The organism is Lapillicoccus sp., from assembly GCF_039935575.1.
In the GTDB taxonomy this organism is placed as follows: domain Bacteria; phylum Actinomycetota; class Actinomycetes; order Actinomycetales; family Dermatophilaceae; genus Lapillicoccus.
The window spans coordinates 1-22987 of the sequence record NZ_JBDTKA010000037.1; the positions used below are offsets into that span (position 1 = coordinate 1).

Annotated in this window: 21 protein-coding genes and 1 pseudogene; 13 read left to right on the forward strand and 9 right to left on the reverse strand. The window is 68.8% G+C overall.

Features of this window, described 5'->3' with window-relative positions; translation table 11 throughout:
* Positions 1-324: 324 nt before the first annotated feature.
* The 5 genes from ABI385_RS04585 to ABI385_RS04605 all read left to right on the forward strand — a co-directional run bounded on the left by ABI385_RS04585 (position 325) and on the right by ABI385_RS04605 (position 5202).
* A complete protein-coding gene (locus ABI385_RS04585; protein ID WP_348102562.1) occupies positions 325-726 on the forward strand; it encodes an SgcJ/EcaC family oxidoreductase in 402 nt (133 codons plus the stop codon).
* A 319-nt stretch (positions 727-1045) separates the two neighbouring features.
* The gene (gene dnaK, locus ABI385_RS04590) at positions 1046-2974 is read left to right on the forward strand and encodes a molecular chaperone DnaK (protein ID WP_348102563.1); all 1929 of its coding nucleotides are present in this window, start codon (positions 1046-1048) and stop codon (positions 2972-2974) included.
* Positions 2971-3669 (forward strand): nucleotide exchange factor GrpE, encoded by a 699-nt coding sequence (locus ABI385_RS04595; protein WP_348102564.1) that lies wholly within the window; start codon positions 2971-2973, stop codon positions 3667-3669. Before dnaK ends, ABI385_RS04595 begins: the two co-directional genes overlap by 4 nt.
* A gap of 11 nt (positions 3670-3680) precedes the next feature.
* Positions 3681-4715 (forward strand): DnaJ C-terminal domain-containing protein, encoded by a 1035-nt coding sequence (locus tag ABI385_RS04600; protein ID WP_348102565.1) that lies wholly within the window; start codon positions 3681-3683, stop codon positions 4713-4715.
* A gap of 13 nt (positions 4716-4728) precedes the next feature.
* The gene (locus ABI385_RS04605; RefSeq protein WP_348102566.1) at positions 4729-5202 is read left to right on the forward strand and encodes a heat shock protein transcriptional repressor HspR; all 474 of its coding nucleotides are present in this window, start codon (positions 4729-4731) and stop codon (positions 5200-5202) included.
* Between the two features lie 32 nt (positions 5203-5234).
* Here ABI385_RS04605 and ABI385_RS04610 read toward each other — a convergent pair whose 3' ends face one another.
* Positions 5235-5993, reverse strand: a complete 759-nt coding sequence (locus ABI385_RS04610; RefSeq protein WP_348102567.1) for a TetR/AcrR family transcriptional regulator — start codon at positions 5991-5993, stop codon at positions 5235-5237.
* A gap of 157 nt (positions 5994-6150) precedes the next feature.
* On the opposite strand from ABI385_RS04610, the gene ABI385_RS04615 reads away from it, so the two are divergent.
* A complete protein-coding gene (locus ABI385_RS04615; protein ID WP_348102568.1) occupies positions 6151-7533 on the forward strand; it encodes a DHA2 family efflux MFS transporter permease subunit in 1383 nt (460 codons plus the stop codon).
* 86 nt (positions 7534-7619) lie between these two features.
* Here ABI385_RS04615 and ABI385_RS04620 read toward each other — a convergent pair whose 3' ends face one another.
* On the reverse strand, positions 7620-8087 hold the full coding sequence (locus ABI385_RS04620; RefSeq protein ID WP_348102569.1) for a MarR family transcriptional regulator: 468 nt from the start codon (positions 8085-8087) through the stop codon (positions 7620-7622).
* A gap of 96 nt (positions 8088-8183) precedes the next feature.
* On the opposite strand from ABI385_RS04620, the gene clpB reads away from it, so the two are divergent.
* Positions 8184-10763 carry an ATP-dependent chaperone ClpB gene (gene clpB / locus ABI385_RS04625; protein ID WP_348102570.1) on the forward strand — a complete coding sequence of 860 codons (2580 nt, stop codon included), beginning with the start codon at positions 8184-8186 and terminating at the stop codon, positions 10761-10763.
* Here the strand turns inward: clpB and ABI385_RS04630 are convergent.
* A complete protein-coding gene (locus ABI385_RS04630; RefSeq protein ID WP_348102571.1) occupies positions 10750-11586 on the reverse strand; it encodes a slipin family protein in 837 nt (278 codons plus the stop codon). The genes clpB and ABI385_RS04630 overlap by 14 nt on opposite strands.
* Before the next feature lie 120 nt (positions 11587-11706).
* Positions 11707-13839: an elongation factor G-like protein EF-G2 gene (locus ABI385_RS04635; RefSeq protein WP_348102572.1), complete on the reverse strand. Its 2133-nt coding sequence runs from the start codon at positions 13837-13839 to the stop codon at positions 11707-11709.
* 82 nt (positions 13840-13921) lie between these two features.
* On the opposite strand from ABI385_RS04635, the gene ABI385_RS04640 reads away from it, so the two are divergent.
* Positions 13922-15016 carry a tetratricopeptide repeat protein gene (locus ABI385_RS04640; protein ID WP_348102573.1) on the forward strand — a complete coding sequence of 365 codons (1095 nt, stop codon included), beginning with the start codon at positions 13922-13924 and terminating at the stop codon, positions 15014-15016.
* A 62-nt stretch (positions 15017-15078) separates the two neighbouring features.
* Positions 15079-16305 (forward strand): AAA family ATPase, encoded by a 1227-nt coding sequence (locus ABI385_RS04645; RefSeq protein WP_348102574.1) that lies wholly within the window; start codon positions 15079-15081, stop codon positions 16303-16305.
* Positions 16306-16679: 374 nt separating this feature from the next.
* Here the strand turns inward: ABI385_RS04645 and ABI385_RS18450 are convergent.
* A pseudogene (locus ABI385_RS18450) lies at positions 16680-16817 on the reverse strand (SAM-dependent methyltransferase); the annotation flags it as partial.
* Positions 16818-17228: 411 nt separating this feature from the next.
* On the reverse strand, positions 17229-18020 hold the full coding sequence (locus ABI385_RS04655) for an exodeoxyribonuclease III (protein ID WP_348102576.1): 792 nt from the start codon (positions 18018-18020) through the stop codon (positions 17229-17231).
* Positions 18021-18051: 31 nt separating this feature from the next.
* Between ABI385_RS04655 and ABI385_RS04660 the strand changes: the two genes are divergently transcribed.
* A complete protein-coding gene (locus ABI385_RS04660; RefSeq protein ID WP_348102577.1) occupies positions 18052-18828 on the forward strand; it encodes an SDR family oxidoreductase in 777 nt (258 codons plus the stop codon).
* Between the two features lie 30 nt (positions 18829-18858).
* Here the strand turns inward: ABI385_RS04660 and ABI385_RS04665 are convergent, their stop codons facing one another.
* The gene (locus ABI385_RS04665; protein ID WP_348102578.1) at positions 18859-19311 is read right to left on the reverse strand and encodes a PRC-barrel domain-containing protein; all 453 of its coding nucleotides are present in this window, start codon (positions 19309-19311) and stop codon (positions 18859-18861) included.
* Positions 19308-19886 carry a PRC-barrel domain-containing protein gene (locus ABI385_RS04670; protein WP_348102579.1) on the reverse strand — a complete coding sequence of 193 codons (579 nt, stop codon included), beginning with the start codon at positions 19884-19886 and terminating at the stop codon, positions 19308-19310. Before ABI385_RS04670 ends, ABI385_RS04665 begins: the two co-directional genes overlap by 4 nt.
* Positions 19887-20179: 293 nt before the next feature.
* Here ABI385_RS04670 and ABI385_RS04675 point away from each other — a divergent pair, with 293 nt between their 5' ends.
* The gene (locus ABI385_RS04675; RefSeq protein WP_348102580.1) at positions 20180-20905 is read left to right on the forward strand and encodes a 2-phosphosulfolactate phosphatase; all 726 of its coding nucleotides are present in this window, start codon (positions 20180-20182) and stop codon (positions 20903-20905) included.
* 36 nt (positions 20906-20941) lie between these two features.
* On the opposite strand, the gene ABI385_RS04680 is transcribed toward ABI385_RS04675, so the two are convergent.
* Complete coding sequence (locus ABI385_RS04680) at positions 20942-21601, reverse strand: pyridoxamine 5'-phosphate oxidase family protein (protein ID WP_348102581.1); 660 nt, start codon at positions 21599-21601, stop codon at positions 20942-20944.
* Here ABI385_RS04680 and pyrE point away from each other — a divergent pair.
* Positions 21600-22211 (forward strand): orotate phosphoribosyltransferase, encoded by a 612-nt coding sequence (gene pyrE / locus ABI385_RS04685; RefSeq protein ID WP_407068225.1) that lies wholly within the window; start codon positions 21600-21602, stop codon positions 22209-22211. The genes ABI385_RS04680 and pyrE overlap by 2 nt on opposite strands.
* Before the next feature lie 98 nt (positions 22212-22309).
* Positions 22310-22969: a LemA family protein gene (locus ABI385_RS04690; RefSeq protein ID WP_348102582.1), complete on the forward strand. Its 660-nt coding sequence runs from the start codon at positions 22310-22312 to the stop codon at positions 22967-22969.
* The last annotated feature ends 18 nt before the right edge of the window (positions 22970-22987 follow it).

Sequence of the window (22987 nt, forward strand, 5' to 3'; positions counted from 1 at the left end):
AACTGTCTCCTGTCACCACCCTCCACGGTGGACCCGGGGGCTCCGGGGTGTCTCACCACAGCCTGACAGGGAGGGCGGCGACCGGGTGACCAGCGTGCCCGTCCGGCGAACGTACAACTGACCCAAGTGCCCACGTGGTCAACGGCAAGAGTTGGCTGATGAATTGAGCGGGCTCGATGAGCCAATAGTCAGGCTTGCCCAGCAGGAGCCCGTGCCGGTCGACGAGGTCGGCATCGGCCAACGCCGCGCCGGGTGCGGATGCTGGCACGGGCGGCAACTATCGTCCGGATCTGCCGCTCTGAGGGCGGCTACGCTCGCCCGGTCATGCCGCAGTGGGCGCGTGGTTCTGACGACGAGCGGGCATTCGTGCTCCAATGGGTTATGACTTCCATAGCAGATGTCATCCAAGCCCAGGTCGATGCCTACAACGCCCGCGATGCCGAGGCTTTTGCCAACTGCTACAGCGAGAGCGCCACCGTGATCGGCCCAGACGGATCGGTGATGATGACCGGGCGCGACGCAATCGCGAGTGTCTATGGTCAGCTGTTCGCGCAGAGCCCTGATCTGCACGTCGAGATCGGCACTCGCATCAGCGCCGGGGACTGGGTTGTTGACGAAGAAGACGCCAGTGGCATCAACTTCGAAGGCATGCCCCCGGCCATGCACGCCCTCATCGTCTACCACGTCTCAGAAGGGCGCATTGACCGCGCCCAGATGCTCGCCTAGCGTCCTCCCGACCCCTGTCGAAATCGACCGCTCATGCCGCCGTCGGGACCTCCGATCGACGATGCCGCCGTCGGCCTCCAGGCTCCTGCCGCGTCGCTGTCCGCGCTGACGTACAGCGCCTCAGCCTCCAGCAAGCCTTCACCGGCCACGACCTCCCCCCCACCACAAGCGATGATGCCCGACGTCGGGAACAAGGGCGCATACCCCAGAGTTGAGTGTGGTGTACGCAACTTTGCGGAGCCTGGTTTTGGACAACCGGACCCGCCGCCCGGCAGATTGGCTGTCGGACCAGATGCCCAGCAACAACAGGAGAGTCACCATGGCACGTGCGGTCGGAATCGACCTCGGCACCACCAACTCGGCTGTCGCCGTCCTCGAGGGCGGGGAGCCGACGATCATCGCGAACGCCGAGGGTGGCCGCACCACCCCGTCGGTGGTCGCCTTCAGCAAGAACGGTGAGGTGCTTGTCGGCGAGATCGCCAAGCGCCAGGCCGTGACCAACGTCGACCGGACGATTCGCTCGGTCAAGCGCCACATGGGCACCGACTGGAAGTCGCCCGAGATCGACGGCAAGAAGTACACCGCGCAGGAGATCAGCGCCCGCATCCTGCAGAAGCTCAAGCGTGACGCGGAGTCCTACCTGGGCGAGCCCGTCAGCGACGCCGTGATCACGGTGCCAGCGTACTTCGACGACCACGAGCGCCAGGCCACCAAGGAGGCCGGCGAGATCGCGGGTCTCAACGTCCTGCGCATCATCAACGAGCCCACCGCGGCCGCGCTGGCATACGGCCTCGACAAGGGCAGGGAGGACGAGCTCATCCTCGTCTTCGACCTCGGTGGTGGCACCTTCGACGTGTCCCTCCTCGAGGTTGGCAAGGACCCCGAGGACGGGTTCTCCACCATCCAGGTGCGCGCGACCAACGGCGACAACAAGCTCGGTGGCGACGACTGGGACGAGCGCATCGTCCAGCACCTGCTCACGACCGTGAAGAACAGCAGCGGCGTCGACCTGTCCAAGGACAAGATCGCCATGCAGCGTCTGCGGGACGCCGCGGAGCAGGCCAAGAAGGAGCTCAGCTCCTCGACGAACACCAACATCAACCTGCAGTACCTCTCGATGTCCGAGAACGGACCGATCCACCTCGACGAACAGCTCTCGCGCTCCGAGTTCGAGCGGCTGACGCAGGACCTGCTCGAGCGGACCAAGGGCCCGTTCCAGAAGGTCATCGCCGACGCGGGCATCAAGGTCTCCGACATCGACCACGTCGTGCTCGTCGGTGGCTCGACCCGTATGCCTGCGGTCACCTCGATCGTGAAGGAGCTCACCGGCGGCCAGGACCCCAACAAGGGGGTCAACCCCGACGAGGTCGTCGCCGTCGGCGCGAGCCTGCAGTCCGGTGTCCTCAAGGGCGAGCGCAAGGACATCCTGCTCATCGACGTCACGCCATTGAGCCTCGGGATCGAGACACAGCACGGCCGGTTCACCAAGCTCATCGAGCGGAACACAGCCATCCCGATCAAGCGCAGCGAGATCTTCACGACGGCCGACGACAACCAGCCCTCCGTCCTCATCCAGGTCTTCCAGGGTGAGCGCGACATCGCGCAGCACAACAAGCCGCTCGGGACGTTCGAGCTGACCGGCATCGCGCCGTCCCCGCGCAACGTGCCCAAGATCGAGGTCACCTTCGACATCGACGCCAACGGCATCGTGCACGTGTCCGCCAAGGACCAGGGCACCGGCAAGGAGCAGTCCATGACGATCTCCGGCGGGTCCGCACTGCCCAAGGAGGAGATCGAGCGGATGGTCAAGGAGGCCGAGGTTCACGCCGAGGAGGACAAGCGCCGCGTCGAGGAGATCGACGCCCGGAACACCGCCGACCAGCTGCTCTACTCCACGGAGAAGTTCCTGACCGACAGCGGGGACAAGATCCCCGAGGCCGAGCGGTCCGAGACGCAGGCGGCGCTCGCCGAGCTCAAGACCGCGGTCGGTACCCGTGAGGCGCCCGGCACGGACGTCGAGGACATCAAGGCCAAGACGGCGCACCTGAGCGAGGTTTCGCAGAAGATGGGTCAGGCGATGTATGCCGCGTCCGCCGCGAGCGAGACCGCACAGGGTTCGGAGGGCCCGCAGGACTCCGACGGTCAGCAGGACGCCTCCGGTTCGGGCTCGACCGACGAGGACATCGTCGACGCCGAGGTCGTGGACGAGGGCTCGGACTCCGCGCAGGACCCGCAGGATCACAAGTGACGCGTGACGAGCAGGCGGGACCGGTCGGCGACGAGCCGACCGGACCCGCCTGGTCGGCCCACGACTCGGCCCCCCACGGTGGTGACGACACGCATACCGAGCATGTCGGCCACGCCGGGCAGAGCGCCCACGGTGCCGCGGCGTCGACGGAGCCCGGCGGAGGCGACGAGTACGACGTGTTCATCCCCGAGATCCCGGACAGCCCGGAGTCATTGGGAGACATGGGTTCTGATCCGATCGAGGGCGACGTCCACCCCGACACGCGTCGGGCGGCCGAGCACCTCGACGACCTGCGGCGTCTGCAGGCCGAGTACATCAACTACAAGCGCCGCGTCGACCGCGACCGCGACGTTGCTCGCGACCAGGGCATCACCCAGGTCGTCGAGGCGATGCTCCCTGTGCTCGACGACATCCACCTCGCTCGCGAGCATGGTGACCTCGACGGAGGCCCGTTCGCCCGGACCGCCGACAAGCTCGAGGGCGTGCTAGCGCGGTTCGGCGTGACGCCGCTCGGCGCCAAGGGCGAGCCGTTCGACCCGAATGTGCACGAGGCCTTGATGCACGTCGACGCGAGCACCGTCGAGCTTCCGAAGGACGCGACCACGACCACCGTGGTGCAGGTTCTCCAGCCCGGCTACCGGATGGGTGACCGCGTCATCCGTCCTGCCAGGGTGTCCGTAGCCGACCCGGTCTGAGAGGAGGTCCGATGGCAAGCCAGGACTGGTTTGACAAGGACTTCTATGCGGCGCTGGGTGTGGCGAAAGACGCCGACCAGGCCGCCATCAAGAAGGCGTACCGCAAGCTCGCCCGCAAGTACCACCCGGACCAGAACGCCAACGACCCCAAGTCTGAGGCGAGGTTCAAAGAGGTCGGTGAGGCCTACTCCGTGCTGTCCGATCCCGAGGAACGCCAGCAGTACGACCAGATTCGCACCATGGCCCGTGGCGGCGCCCGCTTCACCGCGGGTGGTTCGGGTGGCGCTGGTGGCGGGTTCGAAGACGTGTTCTCCGGGATGTTCAACCAGGGACAGCCCGGCAGCGCCGGCGGCCGAACCCGGTATGCGACTGGTGGCGGAGGGCAGCCAGAGCTCGACGACCTGCTCAGCGGGCTCTTCGGGCAAAGTGGCGGCCGCGCATACCCGGGTGGTTCGTTCGGTGGGTACGACACGTTCGGCGCGCCGCGCGGACCACGCAAAGGCGCGGACGTCCAGGCCCGCACGACGTTGTCGTTCCGCGACGCGGTGTCCGGATCGACCGTGACGCTGCAGGACGCCGACGGTGGCCGCATCACGACGCGCATCCCCGCCGGCGTGCGCGACGGACAGAAAATCCGGTTGCGCGGCAAGGGTTCTCGTGGAGACGCGGGTGCCGAACCCGGTGATCTGATCCTCACGGTCACCGTCGCCAAGCACCCGGTCTTCGGGCGGGACGGCGACAATCTCACGATCGACCTGCCGGTCACCTTTGCCGAGGCAGCCCTCGGGGCGACCGTGTCCGTGCCGACGCTCGACGGGTCCTTAGTTCGCGTCCGTATCGCACCGGGCACCCCCAGCGGTCGCGTGCTGCGCGTCAAGGGCAAGGGCGTGGTGCGCGACGCAAAGCCGGGCGACCTGATGGCCAAGATCCAGGTGGTCGTACCCCAGCGGTTGACGGACGCCGCCCGCGAGGCCCTGGAGCGGATGCGCGACGACGAGCAGGAAGCCGACCCGCGGGCCGAGCTCGTCGAGCGAGCCCGCGACTGAGGCGGGCACCCACATGACGACGCGAGCGAACCGGTCGAGCTTCGGCCCGGACGACGACACCCCCGTGTTCGTCATCTCGGTGGCGGCCCAGCTCGCCGGTATGCATGCCCAGACCCTGCGGCAGTACGACCGGCTCGGGCTGGTGTCGCCCTCTCGAACTCGCGGCGGCGGGCGGCGCTACTCCGGACGCGACGTCGCGCTGTTGCGCGAGGTCCAACGGCTCTCCCAGGAGGAGGGTGTCTCCCTCGCCGGCATCCAGCGGATCCTCGAGCTGGAGAATCAGGTCGTCGCGCTGCGCGCACGGGTGAGCGAGCTGACCGACGACCTCGTCGCTGAGCATGACCGATCGGTCGCACAGGTAGCGAGCCGGATCTTCGCGGCCGGGCGGCAGGGTGAGATCGTGGCGGTCCGCCCGGGTCAGCGGTCCCCGCGGTTCGCCTCGGGGACGCAGGCGCTGGTCCGTTGGGACCCGTTCGCCTCTCGCTAGCGCCGACCCCAGAGTTGGGCGAGACGGGTCGGTCAGGTGGCCACGGCCGTCGACCCTCCCGGTTTGGTGCCGGCCGGTCGGCCCCCGAGGCCGCTGAGCAACGTCGTCACCGCGAAGTCGAACCGGTCGTGGCCCTCCCCGGCAACGAGCTCTGACGCATACTTCTTCGTCATCGGGAACTCGTCGGCGGGCAAGGCGTCGAAGGCAGCCCGGAAGTCGGTCTCGAACTCCCAGGGGTCGTCCGTGGTCGCGTCCCCCATCCACAGCGACACCTCCAGGCAGTACGCCGCGACGTAGAGGGCGAGGGTGTCGATGGCCCAGGCGGCCCGCTGGGGCGGGACGTCGCCGGCGATGAGGATCGCCAGCAACCCCTCGCTGATCCGTAGGGTTTCGAGGTTGGTGGGGACGACCGCCAACCCCGCGCGGGAGAGGCCGGGATAGGCGAGGTACCTGTCGCGCAGGTCGCTGACGAAGTCGAGCATCTGCTGCTGCCATCGGTTGGAGTCCGGCACCGGGATCGTGACCGCGCTGCACAACCGGCCGATGAGCAGCTCGTCCAGGTGCGCCTTGTCCTGGACGTGGGCGTAGAGGGACGCCGGTCCAGTGTTGATGGCCGCGGCCACCCGTCGCATCGTGAGTGCGTCGAACCCCTCTGCTGCAACGATTTTGAGGGCCTCGTCGATGATGCGCTCGCGGCTGATGGGGCGCTTCTTGTCGAGTCTGTGTTCCCAGCGGTCGGCGTTGGTGCGCATTCGGTCGATGCGCCGTTCGACCTTGCGCTCGACGCCCACGGTTCGACTCTACTTGACACGAACACCGTTCGTGAGTAGAACACTGTTCGTGAGCATCGAACATCGTTCGTCCAGTGAGTCCTCTACTCAGTCGTCCACCGGGTCGTCAGCGGGGTTGTCCACCGGGTCGTCCACCGCAGCCCGAGCTGGCCTGCTCGTGAGCCCCTGGATGGTCCTGACGGTCGTACTCGTCGCCGACGTCATGGACCTTGTCGACTCCACCGTGGCCAACCTCGCCGGCCCCTCCATCCGCGCCGACCTCGGCGGTGGTGACGCGACGCTGCAGTGGGTGCTCGCGGCATACACGACCGCCTTCGCTCTCGGCCTCGTGACCTCCGGCCGCCTCGGTGACCTTCTCGGCCGCCGGCGGATGTTCCTCGTCGGCATGGCTGGCTTCACCCTCTCTTCGCTCGCCTGCGGCCTGGCTCCAGGTGTCGGCTGGCTGATCGCTGCGCGCGTCCTGCAGGGGCTCTTCGGGGCGGTGATGATCCCGCAGGGCCTGGCCCTGGTGAAGGTCGTCTTCCCCCCGCAGGACCTCAACAAGGCGTTCATCCCCTTTGGCCCGGTGATGGGCCTCGCGGGAGTCGTCGGCCCGATCGTCGCGGGCCTCCTGATCAACGCCAACCTCTTTGGCAGCCAGTGGCGTTCGATCTTCCTGATCAACGTGCCGATCGGTATGGCCGCCTTCGTCCTGTCCTGGCTCACCCTGCCGAAGGAGACCGGCGAGCAGCGTGACGCCAAGGTCGACATCGGCGGTGTCACCCTGCTGACGCTCGCCTCGGCGATGCTCATCGTGCCCCTCGTCCAGGGCCGTGAGCTCGGCTGGCCGGCATGGACCTGGGTGCTGATGGTGGGCTCGCTCGTCGTCATCGCCGCCTTCGCGCTCTCCGAGCGACGCAGCAAGCACCCGGTCATCGAGCCGTCGCTGTTCGCGAACCGCAGCTTCGTCGTGGGTCTGCTCGTCATCGCCGCCTTCTTCACCGCACTCACCGGGTTCACCCTTGCCTTCAACCTGTTCATGCAGCTCGGGCAGGGCTGGACGCCGTTGCACTCCGGTCTCTCCCTCATCCCGTGGGCGATTGCGACCGCCATCGGCGCCGGTCTGTCGGGGGCGTTCCTGGCCGAGAAGCTCGGCCGCGTCACCCTGCACCTCGGCGTCGGCACCTCGGCCGCCGGCATGCTCGGGCTCTGGTGGACCATCGGCCACTACGGGAGCACCCTCACCTCGTGGACGCTCGTCCCGGCGCTGCTCGTATCCGGGCTCGGGGCTGGTCTGGTGTTCGTGCCCCTCTTCGGGTACATCCTCGGCGACGTGACCGAGGCGGAGGTGGGCACCGGTTCCGGGCTGCTCAACGCGGTGCAGCAGTTCTCCGCCGCCATCGGCGTGGCCGCGCTGGGCACGGTCTTCTTCCAGCAAGCGGACACCGGCGACTTCGGCGCGGCCACGCAGCTGGTCCTCGTTCTTGCTGTCGTCCTGTATGCCGTCACGTTTGGCCTGGTCTTCCTGTTGCCTCGCGTGGCGCAGGAGGACCACGGCTGAGCCGGCTCGTGCCTGTCGGTCGTCCTCAGACAGAGACGGACTGACGCCGGGTATGCCGGTGGTGCCCGGCCCTGGGCCGGCTCGGGTCAGGAGAAGTCGTCGTTGAGCTGGGCGAGCAGCCGAGCAAGCTGGCCGACATCCGCGGCCGACCAACGCTGGAGGATGCCGGCCATCCGCTCGCGCCGGGCGCCGATCGCTGCCCGGTAGGACTCGTGACCGCTAGGTGTGATGGCGAGGATGCGGGCCCTGGCGTCGGTCGCCGACGGCTCCCGGGTGACCAGTGTGAGGCGTTCGAGCACCGTGATGGTGCGGCTCATCGTGGACTTGTGCAGCCCTAGGCGTTCGGCCACGTCGGCGGCACGGACCCCCTGGTCGAGGCTCTCCTCGAGCTCGGCGATGGTGACCAGGACGATGTACGAGGCCACGTCGAGCTTCGGATGGACCTCGGCGGCGATCGCCGCGGAGTTGGCTCGCGAACGGCGCATGAACCGGGTCAGCTCGCGCTCGAGATCAGCGGTCTCGCCACGGTGGTGGTCCGTCATGCCAGACGTCATGGCAGAACGGTAGCCGCACCAAACCTGAGCGGAATAGACTCAACTTTGATGTTGGTTGACCTGATGAGACCCGCAGATCGAAGGAGAGCCCCACAGATGGACTTGCAGCTGACGACGAAGGCCAACGAGGCCCTGTCCGCGGCGGTGCGTGACGCCGCAGCCCACGGACACCCGCACACCGAACCCGCCCACCTGCTGAAGGCCCTCGCCGAACAGGGCGACACGACGACTCCAGCGCTGCTCGAGGCGGCGGGTGCCTCGATCGGCGGGGCGGTTGCGGCTGCGGACCGGCTGCTGGCGGCGCTCCCGTCCGTGTCGGGTTCCTCGGTGTCCACGCCACAGCTCTCCCGCGGCGCGCTGGCAGTCCTCGAGAGCGCCCGGTCCTTGATGGCCGCCATGGGCGACACCTTCGTCTCCACCGACCATCTGCTGCTGGCCCTCGCGCGCACCGGCGACTTCAGGCTCGACGCGGCCGCGATCGAGGCAGCGATCCCGCAGCTTCGCGGCGGGCGCCGGGTCGACTCCGAGCGCCCGGAGGCGACGTTCGACGCGCTGAGCAAGTACGGCACCGACCTGACCGCCGCCGCGCGCGACGGCCGGCTCGACCCGGTGATCGGCCGTGACTCGGAGATCAGGCGCGTCGTCCAGGTGCTCAGCCGGCGGACCAAGAACAACCCGGTCCTCATCGGCGAGCCCGGTGTCGGCAAGACCGCGGTCGTCGAGGGTCTCGCTCAGCGCATCGTCGCGGGCGACGTGCCGGAGAGCCTGCGCGGCAAGAGCCTGATCAGCCTCGACCTCGGGGCGATGGTGGCCGGCGCGAAGTACCGCGGCGAGTTCGAGGAACGGCTCAAGGCCGTGCTCGAGGAGATCACTGGCTCCGAAGGCCGGGTCATCACGTTCATCGACGAGCTGCACACGGTCGTCGGGGCCGGCGCGACCGGCGAGGGAACCATGGACGCCGGCAACATGCTCAAGCCGATGCTGGCCCGCGGCGAGCTGCGGCTGGTCGGGGCCACGACGCTCGACGAGTACCGCAAGCACATCGAGAAGGACGCCGCGCTGGAACGGCGCTTCCAACCGGTCTACGTCGGCGAGCCGAGCGTCGAGGACACCATTGCCATCCTGCGCGGGCTCAAGGAACGCTACGAGGCGCACCACAAGGTGGCGATCGCCGACGCGGCGCTGGTGGCGGCCGCGTCGCTGTCCGACCGCTACATCTCCGGCCGCCAGCTGCCCGACAAGGCCATCGACCTCATCGACGAGGCTGCCTCGCGACTGCGCATGGAGATCGACTCCAGCCCGGTCGAGATCGACGAGCTCCGACGTGCCGTCGACCGGCTGAAGATGGAGGAGCTGCACCTTGCGGCCGAGACCGACGACGCATCGCGCGAGCGGCTCGACCGCCTGCGCCGCGACCTCGCCGACCGCTCCGAGCAGCTCGACGCGCTCAACGCGCGGTGGGAAGCGGAGAAGGCCGGGCTCAACCGGGTGGGCGACCTCAAGAGCCGCCTCGACGAGCTGCGCAGCCAGGCCGAGCGCCTACAGCGCGAGGGTGACCTCGGTGGCGCATCGGCGCTTCTCTACGGCGAGATCCCTTCCGTCGAAAGGGAGCTCGAGCAGGCAACTCGCGACTGGGCCCCCGGCGAAAACGGGGAGGACGCCTCGTTGAGCACCGATGTCATGGTCAAGGACGAGGTCGGAGCCGACGACATCGCCGACGTGATCTCGGCGTGGACCGGCATACCTGCCGGGCGGTTGCTCGAGGGCGAGACCGAAAAGCTGCTGCACATGGAACAGCACCTCGGCGCGCGGTTGATCGGCCAGATGGACGCCGTCCGTGCTGTGTCGGACGCCGTCCGGCGCTCGCGCTCCGGGATCGCCGACCCCGACCGGCCGACGGGTTCGTTCCTCTTCCTCGGCCCGACGGGTGTCGGCAAGACCGAGCTCGCCAAGTCGCTGGCCGACTTCCTCTTCGACGACGAGCGGGCCATGGTCCGCATCGACATGTCGGAGTATGCGGAGCGGCACGCGGTCGCACGGCTGATTGGCGCGCCCCCTGGATACGTCGGGTACGAGGAGGGTGGCCAGCTCACCGAGGCAGTCCGCCGTCGGCCGTACTCGGTGGTGCTGCTCGACGAGGTGGAGAAGGCGCACCCGGAGACGTTCGACGTGCTTCTGCAAGTGCTGGACGACGGGCGCCTGACGGACGGCCAGGGTCGCACGGTGGACTTCCGCAACGTCATCCTCGTGATGACCTCCAACCTGGGGTCGCAGTTCCTGGTCGACCCGCTGCTGAGCGCGGAGCTCAAGAAGGAGGCGGTGCTCGGCGTCGTGCGCGCCGCGTTCAAGCCCGAGTTCCTCAACCGGCTGGACGAGGTCGTCGTGTTCGACCCGCTTACCACCGAGGACCTGGCCCACATCGTGGACCTGCAGGTCCAGCTGCTGGCCACCCGCCTGCACGACCGTCGGATCACCCTGGAGGTGAGCGACGCCGCGCGCGAGTGGCTGGCGTTGACCGGCTACGACCCGGCATACGGCGCTCGGCCGTTGCGTCGGCTCATCCAACGCGAGATCGGTGACCGGCTGGCTCGGGCGCTGTTGTCCGGCGACGTCCGCGACGGCGGGATGGCGGTGGTCGACGTCGACGCCGACGCCGACACGCTCACTCTGCGCTGACGGGGGTGTCCTCGGGCTCGATGTGCCCCGGCAACCCTGGCTGCAGGTCGTGGACTCGGTGGTCCGTCGCCCGTTCGAGGAACCGGAGCAGCTCCACGGGGAACGGCATGACCAGGGTGCTGTTCTTCTCGGCCGCCACCTCGGCGACGGTCTGGAGAAGACGCAGCTGCAGAGCGGCGGGGTCTGCCGACATTGTCGCCGCAGCCTGCGCGAGCTTCTTCGACGCCTGGAACTCACCGTCGGCCGAGATGACCCGCGCTCGCCGTTCGCGCTCGGCCTCGGCCTGCCGGGACATCGAGCGTTTCATCGACTCAGGCAGAGTGACGTCCTTGACCTCGACCCGCTCCACCTTGACGCCCCAGGGCTGTTCGGAGGGTGCGTCGATGATCTCGGTCAGCTCGGTCCCCAGCTTCTCTCGGTTGGAAAGAAGGTCGTCGAGGTCGGCCTTGCCGATGACCGAGCGCAGTGACGTCTGGGCCAGCTGCGAGATGGCGAACTGGTAGTTCTGCACGTTCACGGCAGCCTTGACGGTGTCGACGACCCGGAAGTAGACGACCGCGTCGACCCGGACCGACACGTTGTCGCGAGTGATGCAGTCCTGGGCAGGGACACTCAGGGTCATCACCTGACGGTTGACCTTGCGCATCCGGTCGACGAAGGGGACGAGCATGGTCAGACCCGGGCCACGCGGCGGGTCCTGGACTTTGCCGAGGCGGAAGACGACCCCCTCCTCGTACTGCTGGACGACCCGGAGGGAGGAGCCGGCCCCGACGAGCGCGAGGACGACGACGACGAGAAGAATGACGAGGAGCGTTACGAGCATGGTGGCCTGCCAGGGTGTGACGTAGGCGGGGGGCCGGCGGCGGCGGGGGTGTCGAGGCCTGGGTGGGTCTCCGCTGCTCTCACTGTACGTCCGTATGCCGTCAGTCAGTCAGGCATTCAGTCAGGCACCCGAGGAACTGACCGCCTGTGCCTTGGCGATGTCGGCCGGCATGTAGTCGTAGCGCAGCAGAGTCCTGGTGAACGTGCCCGTCCCGTGCGACACCGACCGAAGGTCGACCGGGTAGCGCGACAGCTCCACCTGCGGCACCTCGGCGTGGACGACGGTACGGCCGCCCACCTCGACGGGCTCGGTGCCCAGCACGTGCCCGCGGCGGCCGCGCAGGTCGGACATCACCGCGCCGAGGTGGTCGTTGTCAACGATGATGTCGACCGCGTCGATGGGTTCGAGCAGCGAGACGGTCGCCTCGTTGGCGGCGTCCTTGAGAGCGATCGCCGCCGCCGTCTGGAAGGCCAGGTCCGACGAGTCCACCGAGTGGGCCTTGCCGTCGTAGAGCGTCACGCGGACGTCCACCACGGGGTATCCCGACAGGACGCCTTTCTCGAGCTGCGCCCGCGCACCCTTCTCCACCGAGGGGATGAACTGTCGCGGGATCGACCCGCCGACCACCTTGTCGACGAACTCGACGCCCGCCCCGCGGTCCAGCGGCTCGATCTCGAGGTGACAGACGGCGTACTGGCCGTGTCCGCCGGACTGCTTGACGTGCCGCCCCTGGACCGTGCACCTGCGGACGAAGGTCTCGCGTAGCGCGGTCCGGAGCTGCTCCGCCTCCACCTCGACGCCGTGGCGCTCGCGCAGCCGGTCGAGGATGTCGTCGACGTGAGCTTGCCCCATCGTCCACAGGACCACCTGGTGCGTCTCGGGGTTGTGCTCCATCCGCATCGTCACGTCCTCGGCGACGACACGCTGCAGGGCGGTGGCGAGCTTGTCCTCGTCCCTCTTGTTCGCGGCGTGAATCGCTACTGGCAGCAACGGTTCCGGTAGGACCCACGGCTCGACGAGGGCTGGTCGGTCCTTGGCCGACAGAGTGTCGGAGGTCTCCGCGTGGTTGAGCTTGCTGACCAGGACCAGCTGGCCCGCGATGGCGCGGCCGGTGGTCCTGGTGACGTCGTCCAGCGGGGAGCTGAGCGGCCCGACCCTCTCGTCGGCGTCGTGGTCCCCGTGGCCTTCGAGATGGTTGCCGCCCTGCCGCTCGACGAACTCACCGAGATGGCCCGACACGTGCACGACGTCGTCGGGCTGGAGGGTCCCGGAGAAGATCCGCACCAACGAGAGTCGGCCGACATAGGGGTCGCTGGTCGTGCGGATCACCTCGGCGACTAGTGGCCCGGCGGGGTCGCACCGGACGTCGCCGATCGTCGCGCCGGCTGGTGTGTATGCCCGTGGAGCCGGCCGGTTGACCGGGGAGGGGAAGCACTGCTCGATAACCTCGAGCGTCTCCTCGACGCCGACACCCGTTGCCGGCGAGATCGGCAGCAGCGGGAAGAACGTCGCTTTGGCCACCGCGGCCTTGAGGGCGTCGATGACGGTCTCGGTCGAGATCTGCTCGCCCTCCAGGTAGCGGTCGAGCAGCGTGTCGTCCTCGGACTCCTCGATGATCGCCTCGATCAGTGGACCGCGTCGCGCCTCGATCGCGTCAGCCTCGTCGGCGGTGGGGTCGCGCTCGACGCGCTGGCCGCCGGAGGGGTCGAAAGTCCGTTGGCTGAGCAGGCCCATGGCCGCCGTGACCACCTTCTCCGTGCCTTGGACAGGAAGATAGAGCGCCTGCGCGTCGCCGAACACCCGTTGGCACCGCGCGATCGTGTCGTCATAGCTGGACCGGGGCAGGTCGAGCTTGCTGACGGCGATCGCGCGCGGGACCCCGACCGCAGCCAGCTCCTGCCAGAGCAATGCGGTCGCACCGTCGATGTCGTCCGCGGCGGAGATGACGAAGATCGCGGCATCGGCCGCGCGCAGTCCGGCCCTCAGCTCGCCGACGAAGTCCGGAAATCCAGGCGTATCGACGAGATTCACCGTCAGGCCGTTGCTCTCGAACGATGCGACCGACAGTCCGACCGAGCGTTCACGGTCACCGTCGCGAGGACGCCTTCCGGGGACGCGAGCCGCGACCAGATAGTCGAACAACGTGGACTTGCCGGCGCCGCCCGGGCCTACGAGGACGACGTTGCGGATGTCCTCAGGAGTCCGGGGCTGCGGCGCGGGGGACGATTCGGGCTTCGTAGCGCCTTTGCTCACCACCCCACCTTGGCAAGGCGGGAGGGACCGCACAAGGCATCAGCCAGGCGCACCTCCCACGGCCCGCCCGTAGGCTGAGTTGGTGTCTAAAGGCAAGCCAGTCGATCGCCTACCCGAGGTGCCGCGGGCGCTCCTCGTCGAGCAGCGGGCAGCGACCCTCAACGACCTCGGCCGGTATGCCGAGGCCCTCACCGCAGTAGGTCCGCAGATCGCGGCCAACCCCCACGACGAAGGGCTGTTGGTCCAGGCGGCGGTCGCGCTGATCGAGCTCGACCGTGAACCCGAGGCGCTGAGCTATCTGCGGGCCGCTCGCGCGGCCGATCCTGAGTCGGTCCGGGTCCACAAGCTGATGTCGCTCGCGCTGCGGGGCGCCGGCCAACCGCAGGAGGCATACCGGGCCGCCGTCCACGCCACCCGGCTCGCGCCGTCCGATCCCGGCGCGCACATCCAGGTCGCTCGCAGCGCCTGCGAGCTGAACGACCGCACGAACGGCTTGCAAGCGGCTCGGTATGCCGTCCACCTCGACCCGACGAGTGCCCAGAGTCACCTGGCGGTGTCCGACGTGGTCATGCCCGAGGGGCGCCGGCCGAGCAAGGCCGACCTCTCGCTCGCGCAGGAGCATGTCACCCGGGCCCTCCAGCTCGAGCCGGGCAACCCCGTCGCCCTCAACGAGATGGCTCGGATCCAGATGGCTCGCGGCCGGCTGGTCTCCGCGGCCGGTCACCTGTCGAGCTCGGTCCGTTCGGCGCCCGGGGTCGACGTGATGCAGCGGAACATGGACCAGGTGCTGATCGGCCTGGTCGGGCGCTTCCACTGGGTGTTGTTCCTCGTGTGGTTCGCCGGCAGCCGGGTCATCGTGGCCCAGCACATGCGACCGTCGAGATGGCTGCTCGTGCTCCTGGGGGTGGTCGGCGTCGCGGTGGTCGCGGTCATCGGCAGGCGGCTGCAACGACAGGTGCCCGCGTCGATGCGCGCCGGATTCGTACGCGGGTTCGGGCGGCGACAGAAGCTGTGCGCCGCGTGGGGCGGATGCCTGCTGCTCACCTCGGTGCTCTTCTTCACGGCCGCGGTGGCACCGATCGGGTGGGCGCTCGGGCTGTTCTTCGCCGGCGGGGTCCCCATGGCTTTCGGGGCAGTACTGAGCTGGGTCACATACCTGCGTAACCGTCGTCGCTGAGAGCCGGTGCCGGTGAACGGTCGCCGGCGTGTTTCCGTTCGTCGTGCCCGTAACCTGACGCCGTGAGCAACCCGCTTCTCGATGCCCTCACCCGGGCCGTGGACGCCGCGCCCGACGACGTGACGCTGCGCCTGCACCTGGCCGAGCTGTTGATGACCGACGGTCAGCAGGACGCCGCGGTGAGCCACTGTGCGGTTGCGCTGCAACATGATCCGTCGAACGCCGAGGCTCGGGTGCTGATGTCTCGAGCGATGGGCGTCCCGTCAGCGCAACCGGCGCCCGCCGAAGGCGACGTGCCGACGCATACCGGCAAGGGGTTCGACTGGGGGCAGGCCGAGTCCGACATCTCGGATGTCGCGCCTGAGCCGATGTTCGTCGACGAGGGGGCCGCCTCCGACCCGTCCGCATCCGCGTGGGACGTCGAGAGCTCGACGGTCACCCTCGCCGACGTGGGGGGCATGACGCAGGTCAAGGAGCGGCTCAACGCTGCGTTCCTCGCGCCGATGCGCAACCCCGAGCTGCGCAAGCTCTACGGCAAGAGCCTGCGCGGCGGCATGCTGCTCTACGGACCACCCGGTTGTGGCAAGACGTTCATCGGCAGGGCGGTCGCCGGTGAGATGGGGGCGCACTTCGTGAACGTCGGGCTGGCCGACGTCCTCGACATGTACGTCGGCACATCTGAACGCAACATCCAGGACGTGTTCCGTCTCGCTCGCGACAACGCCCCCTGCGTGCTGTTCCTCGACGAGGTGGACGCCCTCGGCCAGAAGCGGAGCATGACCCGCAACTCGGGCATGCGCACTGCCGTCAACCAACTGCTGACCGAGCTCGACGGGGCCGTCACTTCCAACGAGGGCGTGTTTGTCATCGCCGCGACGAACCAGCCGTGGGACGTCGACCCGGCGATGCGCCGCCCCGGCCGCCTCGACCGGACGCTGCTCGTTCTCCCGCCGGACGCCGAGGCGCGCGAGTCGATCTTCCGACACCACCTGCGGCACCGCCCTGTCGAAGGGATCGACCTGCGGCGTCTCGCCAGGGCGACCGAGGGTTATTCGGGGGCGGACATCGCGCACGTCTGCGAAACCGCCTCAGAGCACGCGCTGCTCGACGGCGTACGCACCGGCAAGGCCCGGATGATCGGGATGGGTGACCTCGAGGCCGCACTGCAGGAGGTACGCCCGTCGACCGGTCCGTGGTTCGACTCCGCCCGTAACGTGGTCCAGTTCGCCAACGAGGACGGGACGTACAACGAGCTGCGGGAGTGGATGCGCAAGCACCGCAAGCTCTGACCCCGCCGAACCCGCATGTGGTCAGACGCGGGTAGCCACCACGAGGAGGTACTCCCACTCCATGACGCCGGTCGATGCGCCGAATCGATCGGCGACCTCGGCGATCTCGCGGTCGAGCGAGGCGATCCGCTCGGGGTCGTCGGCGACGTTGCGGTACGCCGCGATCGTCGGTCCGTAGGTCGCCTTGAAGAAGTCGCGGAACTCGGCGCCGCTGGAGAACCGGTCCACCCGTAGCAGCTCCTTCGTGGCGCGCAGCTCGCTGACGCGGTCGCCGAACAGCTCGCGCACGTGGTCCTCGGTGTCCAGTTCGCGAGCGCGATCGTCCCTGCGGACCGGGTCACCCGGGCGAGCTGGTCCGCGACCGGCTGATGGAACGGCGCGAACATCACGCCGACACACGAGATGACCACGTCGTGTTCGCCGTCGTCGCAGGTCAGGTGCTCGGCGTCGAGCTCGCGCCAGGTCAGGTCGAGGTCCTCCGCCTCGGCTCGCTGTCGGCCGGTCTCGAGCAGCTCCGCGCACCGGTCCGCCCTGAGCCATCGCCATCAGCGCGAACGGCTGGCGTCCCTCCCCGAGGCCGGCGTCGTCGACCACCGCCTCCAGGTCACCGATCCGCGACTCGAGCGAGTGGTCGGTGACGCCCCAGTCGGACAGCCCATGACCGCGCTCGTCGAACCGGATGATCGTGGCGAACCGGCCGATATCGTCGAGGAAGTGTCGCCATACGGGGCTCTTGCAGTCGAACTGGAGGTGACTGAGCCAGCACGTCGAGACGAGGAGCGGCGGGCCGCAGCCATGGATCGCATACGCGATCCGCACGCCGTCTGGGGCGCGGCAGAACCGGACCTCCTGCGAGGGATATCTGCTTCCCGACGCGCTGGCGGCATGGCGCGATGCTACGCCCGCCAGCAGTCCAACTGGGCTCAGTCGGCCAGCTCGACCACCACCGGCGCGTGGTCCGAGGCGCCCTTTCCCTTGCGTTCCTCACGGTCGATCGCCGCCCCCTCGACCCGGGCCGCCAGCACGGGTGAGGCGAGGACGAAGTCGATCCGCATGCCCCGCTTTTTGGCGAACCGCAGCTGCTGGTAGTCCCAGTAGGTGTAGGTGCCCGGCCCCGGGGCGTGCGGGCGCACGACGTCGGAATATCCAGCATCGACGACACCCTGGAACGCCGACCGCTCACCAGGGGAGACGTGTGACTTGTCGACGTAGAACTCCATGCTCCAGACGTCCTCGTCGCGCGGCGCGATGTTCCAGTCGCCGGCCAAGGCGATCTGGGCCTGCGGGTCAGCGTCGAGCCACCCCTGCGCGGCGGTTGCGAGGTGGGCTAGCCAGTCGAGCTTGTATGCCATGTGCGGGTCGTCGAGGTTGCGCCCGTTGGGCACGTAGAGCGACCAGAGCCGGATGCCTCCGACGGTCGCGCCGACCGCCCTGGCCTCGCTCTCGATCGGCTCACCCCAGCCGGGCATTGCGTCGAACCCGATCTCCACGTCGGCGAGGCCGACCCGGGAGCAGATGGCCACGCCGTTCCACTGGTTGAACCCGACGTGCGCGACCTCGTAGCCGAGCGCCTCGATGCGGTCGCGGGGGAACTGGTCCTCGCGGGCCTTGGTCTCCTGGATCGCCAGCACGTCGACGTCGGACCGCTGGAGCCAGGCCTCGATCCGGTCGATCCGCGAACGGATGGAGTTGACGTTCCAGGTCGCGATGCGCACCGAGTCAACCTAGCGGCCTAGTGTGACGCCCATGACGACAGCACTGGTGACCGGCGCGAGCGCGGGGATCGGCCACGAGTTCGCTCGCCAGCTGGCCGAACGCGGCCACGACGTCGTGCTCGTGGCTCGCGACCGGGTCCGGTTGGAGAACGTCTCCGACGAGCTGCGGCGGGCCTATCGGGTGCGCGCCGAGGTGCTCGTCGCGGACCTGTCCGACCGCACCCAGATGGAGAAGGTGGCGCAGCGCCTCTCGGACGCGGCCCGGCCGATCGACCTGCTCGTCAACAATGCCGGATACGGACAGCGCAAGGGGTTTCTCGCCAACGAGGTCGAGCAGGAGGAGAACGCGCTCGACCTGATGTGCACCGCCGTCCTCGTCCTCACCCATGCCGCCGCCCGATCGATGAAGGCGCGGGGACGCGGCGGGATCATCAACGTGTCGTCGGTCGCCTCGTATGCCGCGATGGGCACCTACTCGGCCGCCAAGGCGTGGGTGCGGTTCTTCTCAGAAGGCCTGGCCCAGGAGCTGCACGGGTCGGGCGTCACCGTGATGGCGCTGTGCCCGGGGTTCACGCATACCGAGTTCCACGACCGCGGCAAGCTGAACATGTCGCACTTGCCCGAGTTCATGTGGCTGGAGGCGCCGGCGATGGTGCGGCAGGCGCTCGACGACGCCGCCGTGGGCAAGGTGGTGTCGGTGCCGGGCGCCCAGTACAAGACGCTCGTCGGCCTGATGAGCGCGACACCGCGCGGACTGGTTCGCAACGCGTCGGCGACCCTGCACCGACGCCGTCGTACCAAAGGCTGACGCCGCCGCCGCCCAGGCGCCAGCCGGCCGCTACTCGGCCTGGACCACCACAGCGTAGGAGCCGACACCGACCAGCCGACCACCCTCGACCGACCGAGGCGACCCGGGCGGCCCGTCCTCGAGCAGCACGCTCGTCACCGCACCGTTGTCCGGGTCGAACTCGACATCGGAGACCTGGCCCAGCTCGACGCCGTCGGTCGACAGGACGCGCTTGCCCATCAGCTGGTGGTCCTTGCCCAGCAGTGCATCCACCGGGCCGGTCGCCTCCGTGATGGTGTCGACACCCTGGACCGTCACCGCGTCCGGGCCGAAGCCCGCCAGGTCTGCCCAGGTCAGGGTGTCGCCGGACTTGGTCTTCTTCAGGATCAGCGCAACGACCGACCGGGTTGCGGGGTCCACGACGAAGTCCTTGACCTTGCCGACCGTCTCGGCGGAGACGAGGTCGACGACCTTGCGGCCTTTGGCATCCTCGAACGATGTCATGTCGTCCCCCTCAGCTGGCGACGGAAGTCGTCGATCGACGCGCCGAAGCCGGCCAGGTCCTGCTGCACGAAGTCGGTCGCGCTCGCGGGCACGATGAGGTGCTGGCCAGAGGCCGCCATGGTGTCGGGCAGCGGGATGAGCATCGTCGTGCCGGCCGAACCCAGCGCCTCGGACGCCTTGATCTCGTAACCGACGACCGTGCAGGGCTCACCTCCGGCACCCACCTCGACGATGACGTCGACGACCACGCCGAGATCCGTGCCGGCGTCGGTGAGCACTCGTGAGCCGAGGATGTCCCCATGGCCCTGGCCCCTCGTCGAGGTGTCGGCGGGCAGCTCGCCCAGCGAGCCAGGTGAGGCAACCATCACTGCGTCCTTGCCCAGGGCCGTCACGGACGACCACGCGAGCGCCGTCTTCATCGGCCCGGAGAACAGGCCCCGGCCGGCGAGGGTGAAGCCGTTCACCGTGCCGCCACCCGGCGCGTACACGATGTCCTTGACCTGGGCGATATCGTCGCCCGCCATGTCGACGACCGGGCGCTTGGCGATCTCACTGGTCCGCATCAGGGTGCTCACGCGTCGCCCCCCGGCGTGCCGCCCGAGCTAGCCGAGCCGCCAGAACTGCCCGAGCTAGCCGAGCCGGGTCCCGAGCCCTTGCCGCGGTCGACGATCACCCCACCGCTACGCCGTCGGCTCTGAATCGCAAGGACAACTCCGACGATGACCGCCAGCGCGACGACCACGACGATCAACCAGCCCCACCATTGCATCGTGTGTCTCCTCCACTGAGGCCGTTGCGGCCGTTGCGGCCGTTGACCGACGGGCCAACGATAGTGGCCGGTGACCACTCATATCCCAGGAGGACACGGATGAACATCAGTCTCGCGTGGGGTCCTACCGGCGCCGCCGCGCTCGCCCCCCATGCCGACGTCGCTGTCGTTGTGGATGTGCTCTCCTTCTCCACCACGGTGACGGTGGCTGCCGACCTCGGCATCGACGTGCTGCCGCACCGCTGGGCCGTGGAGACGGCTGCCGCCTACGCGCGCGAGCGAGCGGCGATGTTGGCGGTCAGCCGACGCGATGCCCGTGCCGGTGACGTCAGCCTGTCGCCTGCGTCGTTCCGGACGGTCACCGGGCTGACCCGCGTCGTCCTCCCGTCACCGAACGGGTCGACGATCTGCGCGGTCCTCGCCGAGAGCGGCGCCGACGTGGTCGTCGCCAGCCTGCGCAACCGGCTGGCCGTCGCGGACTATCTCGCGACGCGGGTTGCCGACGTCCTGTTGGTGCCAGCCGGCGAGCGGTGGCCGGACGGCTCGTTGCGTCCCGCGATCGAGGATCTCTGGGGCGCGGGTGGGGTGGCCGCAGCTCTGCAGGAAGCGGGCGCGGAGCTGAGCGACGAGGCGCAAGCCGCCGCAGCGGCATACAGGCTGGTGGAAAGTCGCCTCGAGGCTGCCCTGCGTGCGTGTGCCAGCGGCGTCGAGCTGGCCGACGGAGGGTATGCGTCGGACGTCACCATCGCGGCCGAGCTCGACTCGAGCGTTTCCGTCCCGATCCTGGCGGGGGACCGCTTGACTGCACGCCCGGTGGAGTCTTGACCACACCGGGACGTGGTCAGGACTCCACGCGGCGGATCAGTAGAGGTTCTCGGCGTAGTGCGGGCCGTAATACTTCTCGAGGTCCTCGATCGTCTCGTCGGGCCGTTCGAGGAGATGGGCGATCTGGGCACGGGACGGAACTGCTTCGGGGTCCCAGGTCTCCGGCTGCCACAGGGCACCGCGCAGGAACGCCTTGCTGCAGTGGAAGAACACCTCCTCGACCGACACCTCCAGCGCGAGGATCGGCCGTGTGCCCTTTGTGCTCTTTGTGCTCTTTGTGCTCTTTGTGCCCTTTGTGCCCTTGACGACCAGGTCGTCGAACCAGGGCGCGTCACCGACGACCCGAGCGGAACCGTTGACCCGCAACGTGTCCGTGCGCCCAGGGATGAGGAACAGCAGCCCAACGTGGGGGTTGGCCAGCACGTTGAGGTAGCCGTCGACGCGGCGGTTGCCCGGTCGTTCGGGGACGACGACCGTGCGGTCGTCGAGCACGTGGACGAACCCGGCCGGGTCGCCCTTGGGCGAGACGTCGCAACGGCCGTCGGACGACGAGGTCGCCAGGGCGACGAATCGGGACGCGGCAATCCAGTCTCGGTGCACCTCGCCGAGACGGGTGAGCACCTTCTCGGCGACGCGCGGGATCGGTGAGCCGACGATCGCCCGAAGCTCATCCTCGGTGGTGATGATGCTCGTCATGCGTCGAGGCTACGGGCCCGACGGACCGGAGTGGGGCCTCCGTAGAATCGGCGGCGTGACCACTGCAGCCGAAGCCCGTGCCCGCCTCCTCGAGATCGTCAAGGACAAGGCCATCGTGCGCGGCAAGGTCACCTTGTCGTCCGGCAAGGAAGCCGACTACTACGTGGACCTGCGCCGCATCTCGCTCGACGGCGAGGCTGCCCCGCTCGTCGGTATCGTCATGCGCGACCTGACGCGCGACCTCGACTACGACGCCGTCGGTGGCCTGACCCTCGGCGCCGACCCCGTGGCGACGTCGATGCTCCACGCGGCAGCGGCCGCCGGCGAGCGGCTCGATGCCTTCGTGGTCCGCAAGGAGGGCAAGGCCCACGGCCTGCAGCAGCAGATCGAAGGTCCGTCGATCGCCGGTCGTCGGGTCCTCGTGGTCGAGGACACCACCACGACAGGCGTGTCCCCGATCGCGGCGCTCCAGGCAGCCCGCGAAGTCGGCGCGGAGGTGGTCGCGGTGGCCACGATCGCCGACCGGGCTACCGGAGCCGACGAGAAGATCGAGGCGGAGGGCGTGGCATACCGGTTCGTCTACAGCCTCGAGGACCTCGGCCTGGCCTGAGCGTGCCCAGCTCGTTCCAGCTCGTCCCGGCCGTGGGCACCCGGCCGACGGCTAGGATCGGGCCTGTCCACACTCGGCGTACAAGGGGAGACCACGCCATGCCCGCGCTCATCGTCATCATCGTCGTCGTCGTGCTGCTGGGCGTGATCTTCGGCGCGATGTACAACAGCCTGATCAAGCTGCGCAACGTCGTGCAGGAGTCCTGGGCCCAGATCGACGTCGAGCTCAAACGGCGGCACGACCTGATCGGCAACCTCGTCGAGACAGTGAAGGGCTATGCCTCGCACGAGCGCGGCACCCTCGACGAGGTCACCCAGGCCCGCGCGCAGGCGATGTCGCCGGGCCAAGGGCCGGCGGACTCGGCCAAGTCCGAGGCGGCGCTCTCGCAGGCGCTGGTCAAGCTGCAGGCGGTGTCCGAGGCATACCCGGACCTGAAGGCCAACCAGAACTTCATGGCGCTGCAGCAGGAGCTGTCGTCCACGGAGGACCGCATCGCGAGCGCCCGTCGCTACTACAACGCCAACGTGCGCAACCTCAACACCAAGGTCGAGACCCTCCCCACCAACTTCATCGCGGGCATCGCGAACGTCGGCAAGGCGGAGTACTTCGAGGCCGAGGGCATCGAGCGGCAGGCGCCGCAGGTGAGCTTCGGGTCGAGTGCACCGGCTGCGCCGTCGCTCGGCCAGGCGCAGTCCCAGTCGCAGCTGCCCCCCGCCCAGCCGACCGCCGGCCCGCAGGACGCCCCGCCCCAGAGCTGACGGGCGGGACCTACAGAC

Excerpts from the sequence above, each read along its gene's own strand:
- ABI385_RS04585 (WP_348102562.1), top strand. The coding sequence starts at position 325 with ATGCCGCAGTGGGCGCGTGGTTCTGACGACGAGCGGGCATTCGTGCTC.
- dnaK (WP_348102563.1), top strand. The coding sequence starts at position 1,046 with ATGGCACGTGCGGTCGGAATCGACCTCGGCACCACCAACTCGGCTGTC.
- ABI385_RS04600 (WP_348102565.1), top strand. The coding sequence starts at position 3,681 with ATGGCAAGCCAGGACTGGTTTGACAAGGACTTCTATGCGGCGCTGGGT.
- ABI385_RS04605 (WP_348102566.1), top strand. The coding sequence starts at position 4,729 with ATGACGACGCGAGCGAACCGGTCGAGCTTCGGCCCGGACGACGACACC.
- ABI385_RS04620 (WP_348102569.1), bottom strand. The coding sequence starts at position 8,087 with ATGACGTCTGGCATGACGGACCACCACCGTGGCGAGACCGCTGATCTC.
- clpB (WP_348102570.1), top strand. The coding sequence starts at position 8,184 with ATGGACTTGCAGCTGACGACGAAGGCCAACGAGGCCCTGTCCGCGGCG.
- ABI385_RS04630 (WP_348102571.1), bottom strand. The coding sequence starts at position 11,586 with ATGCTCGTAACGCTCCTCGTCATTCTTCTCGTCGTCGTCGTCCTCGCG.
- ABI385_RS04660 (WP_348102577.1), top strand. The coding sequence starts at position 18,052 with ATGACGACAGCACTGGTGACCGGCGCGAGCGCGGGGATCGGCCACGAG.
- ABI385_RS04665 (WP_348102578.1), bottom strand. The coding sequence starts at position 19,311 with ATGACATCGTTCGAGGATGCCAAAGGCCGCAAGGTCGTCGACCTCGTC.
- ABI385_RS04675 (WP_348102580.1), top strand. The coding sequence starts at position 20,180 with ATGAACATCAGTCTCGCGTGGGGTCCTACCGGCGCCGCCGCGCTCGCC.
- pyrE (WP_407068225.1), top strand. The coding sequence starts at position 21,600 with ATGCGTCGAGGCTACGGGCCCGACGGACCGGAGTGGGGCCTCCGTAGA.
- ABI385_RS04680 (WP_348102581.1), bottom strand. The coding sequence starts at position 21,601 with ATGACGAGCATCATCACCACCGAGGATGAGCTTCGGGCGATCGTCGGC.
- ABI385_RS04690 (WP_348102582.1), top strand. The coding sequence starts at position 22,310 with ATGCCCGCGCTCATCGTCATCATCGTCGTCGTCGTGCTGCTGGGCGTG.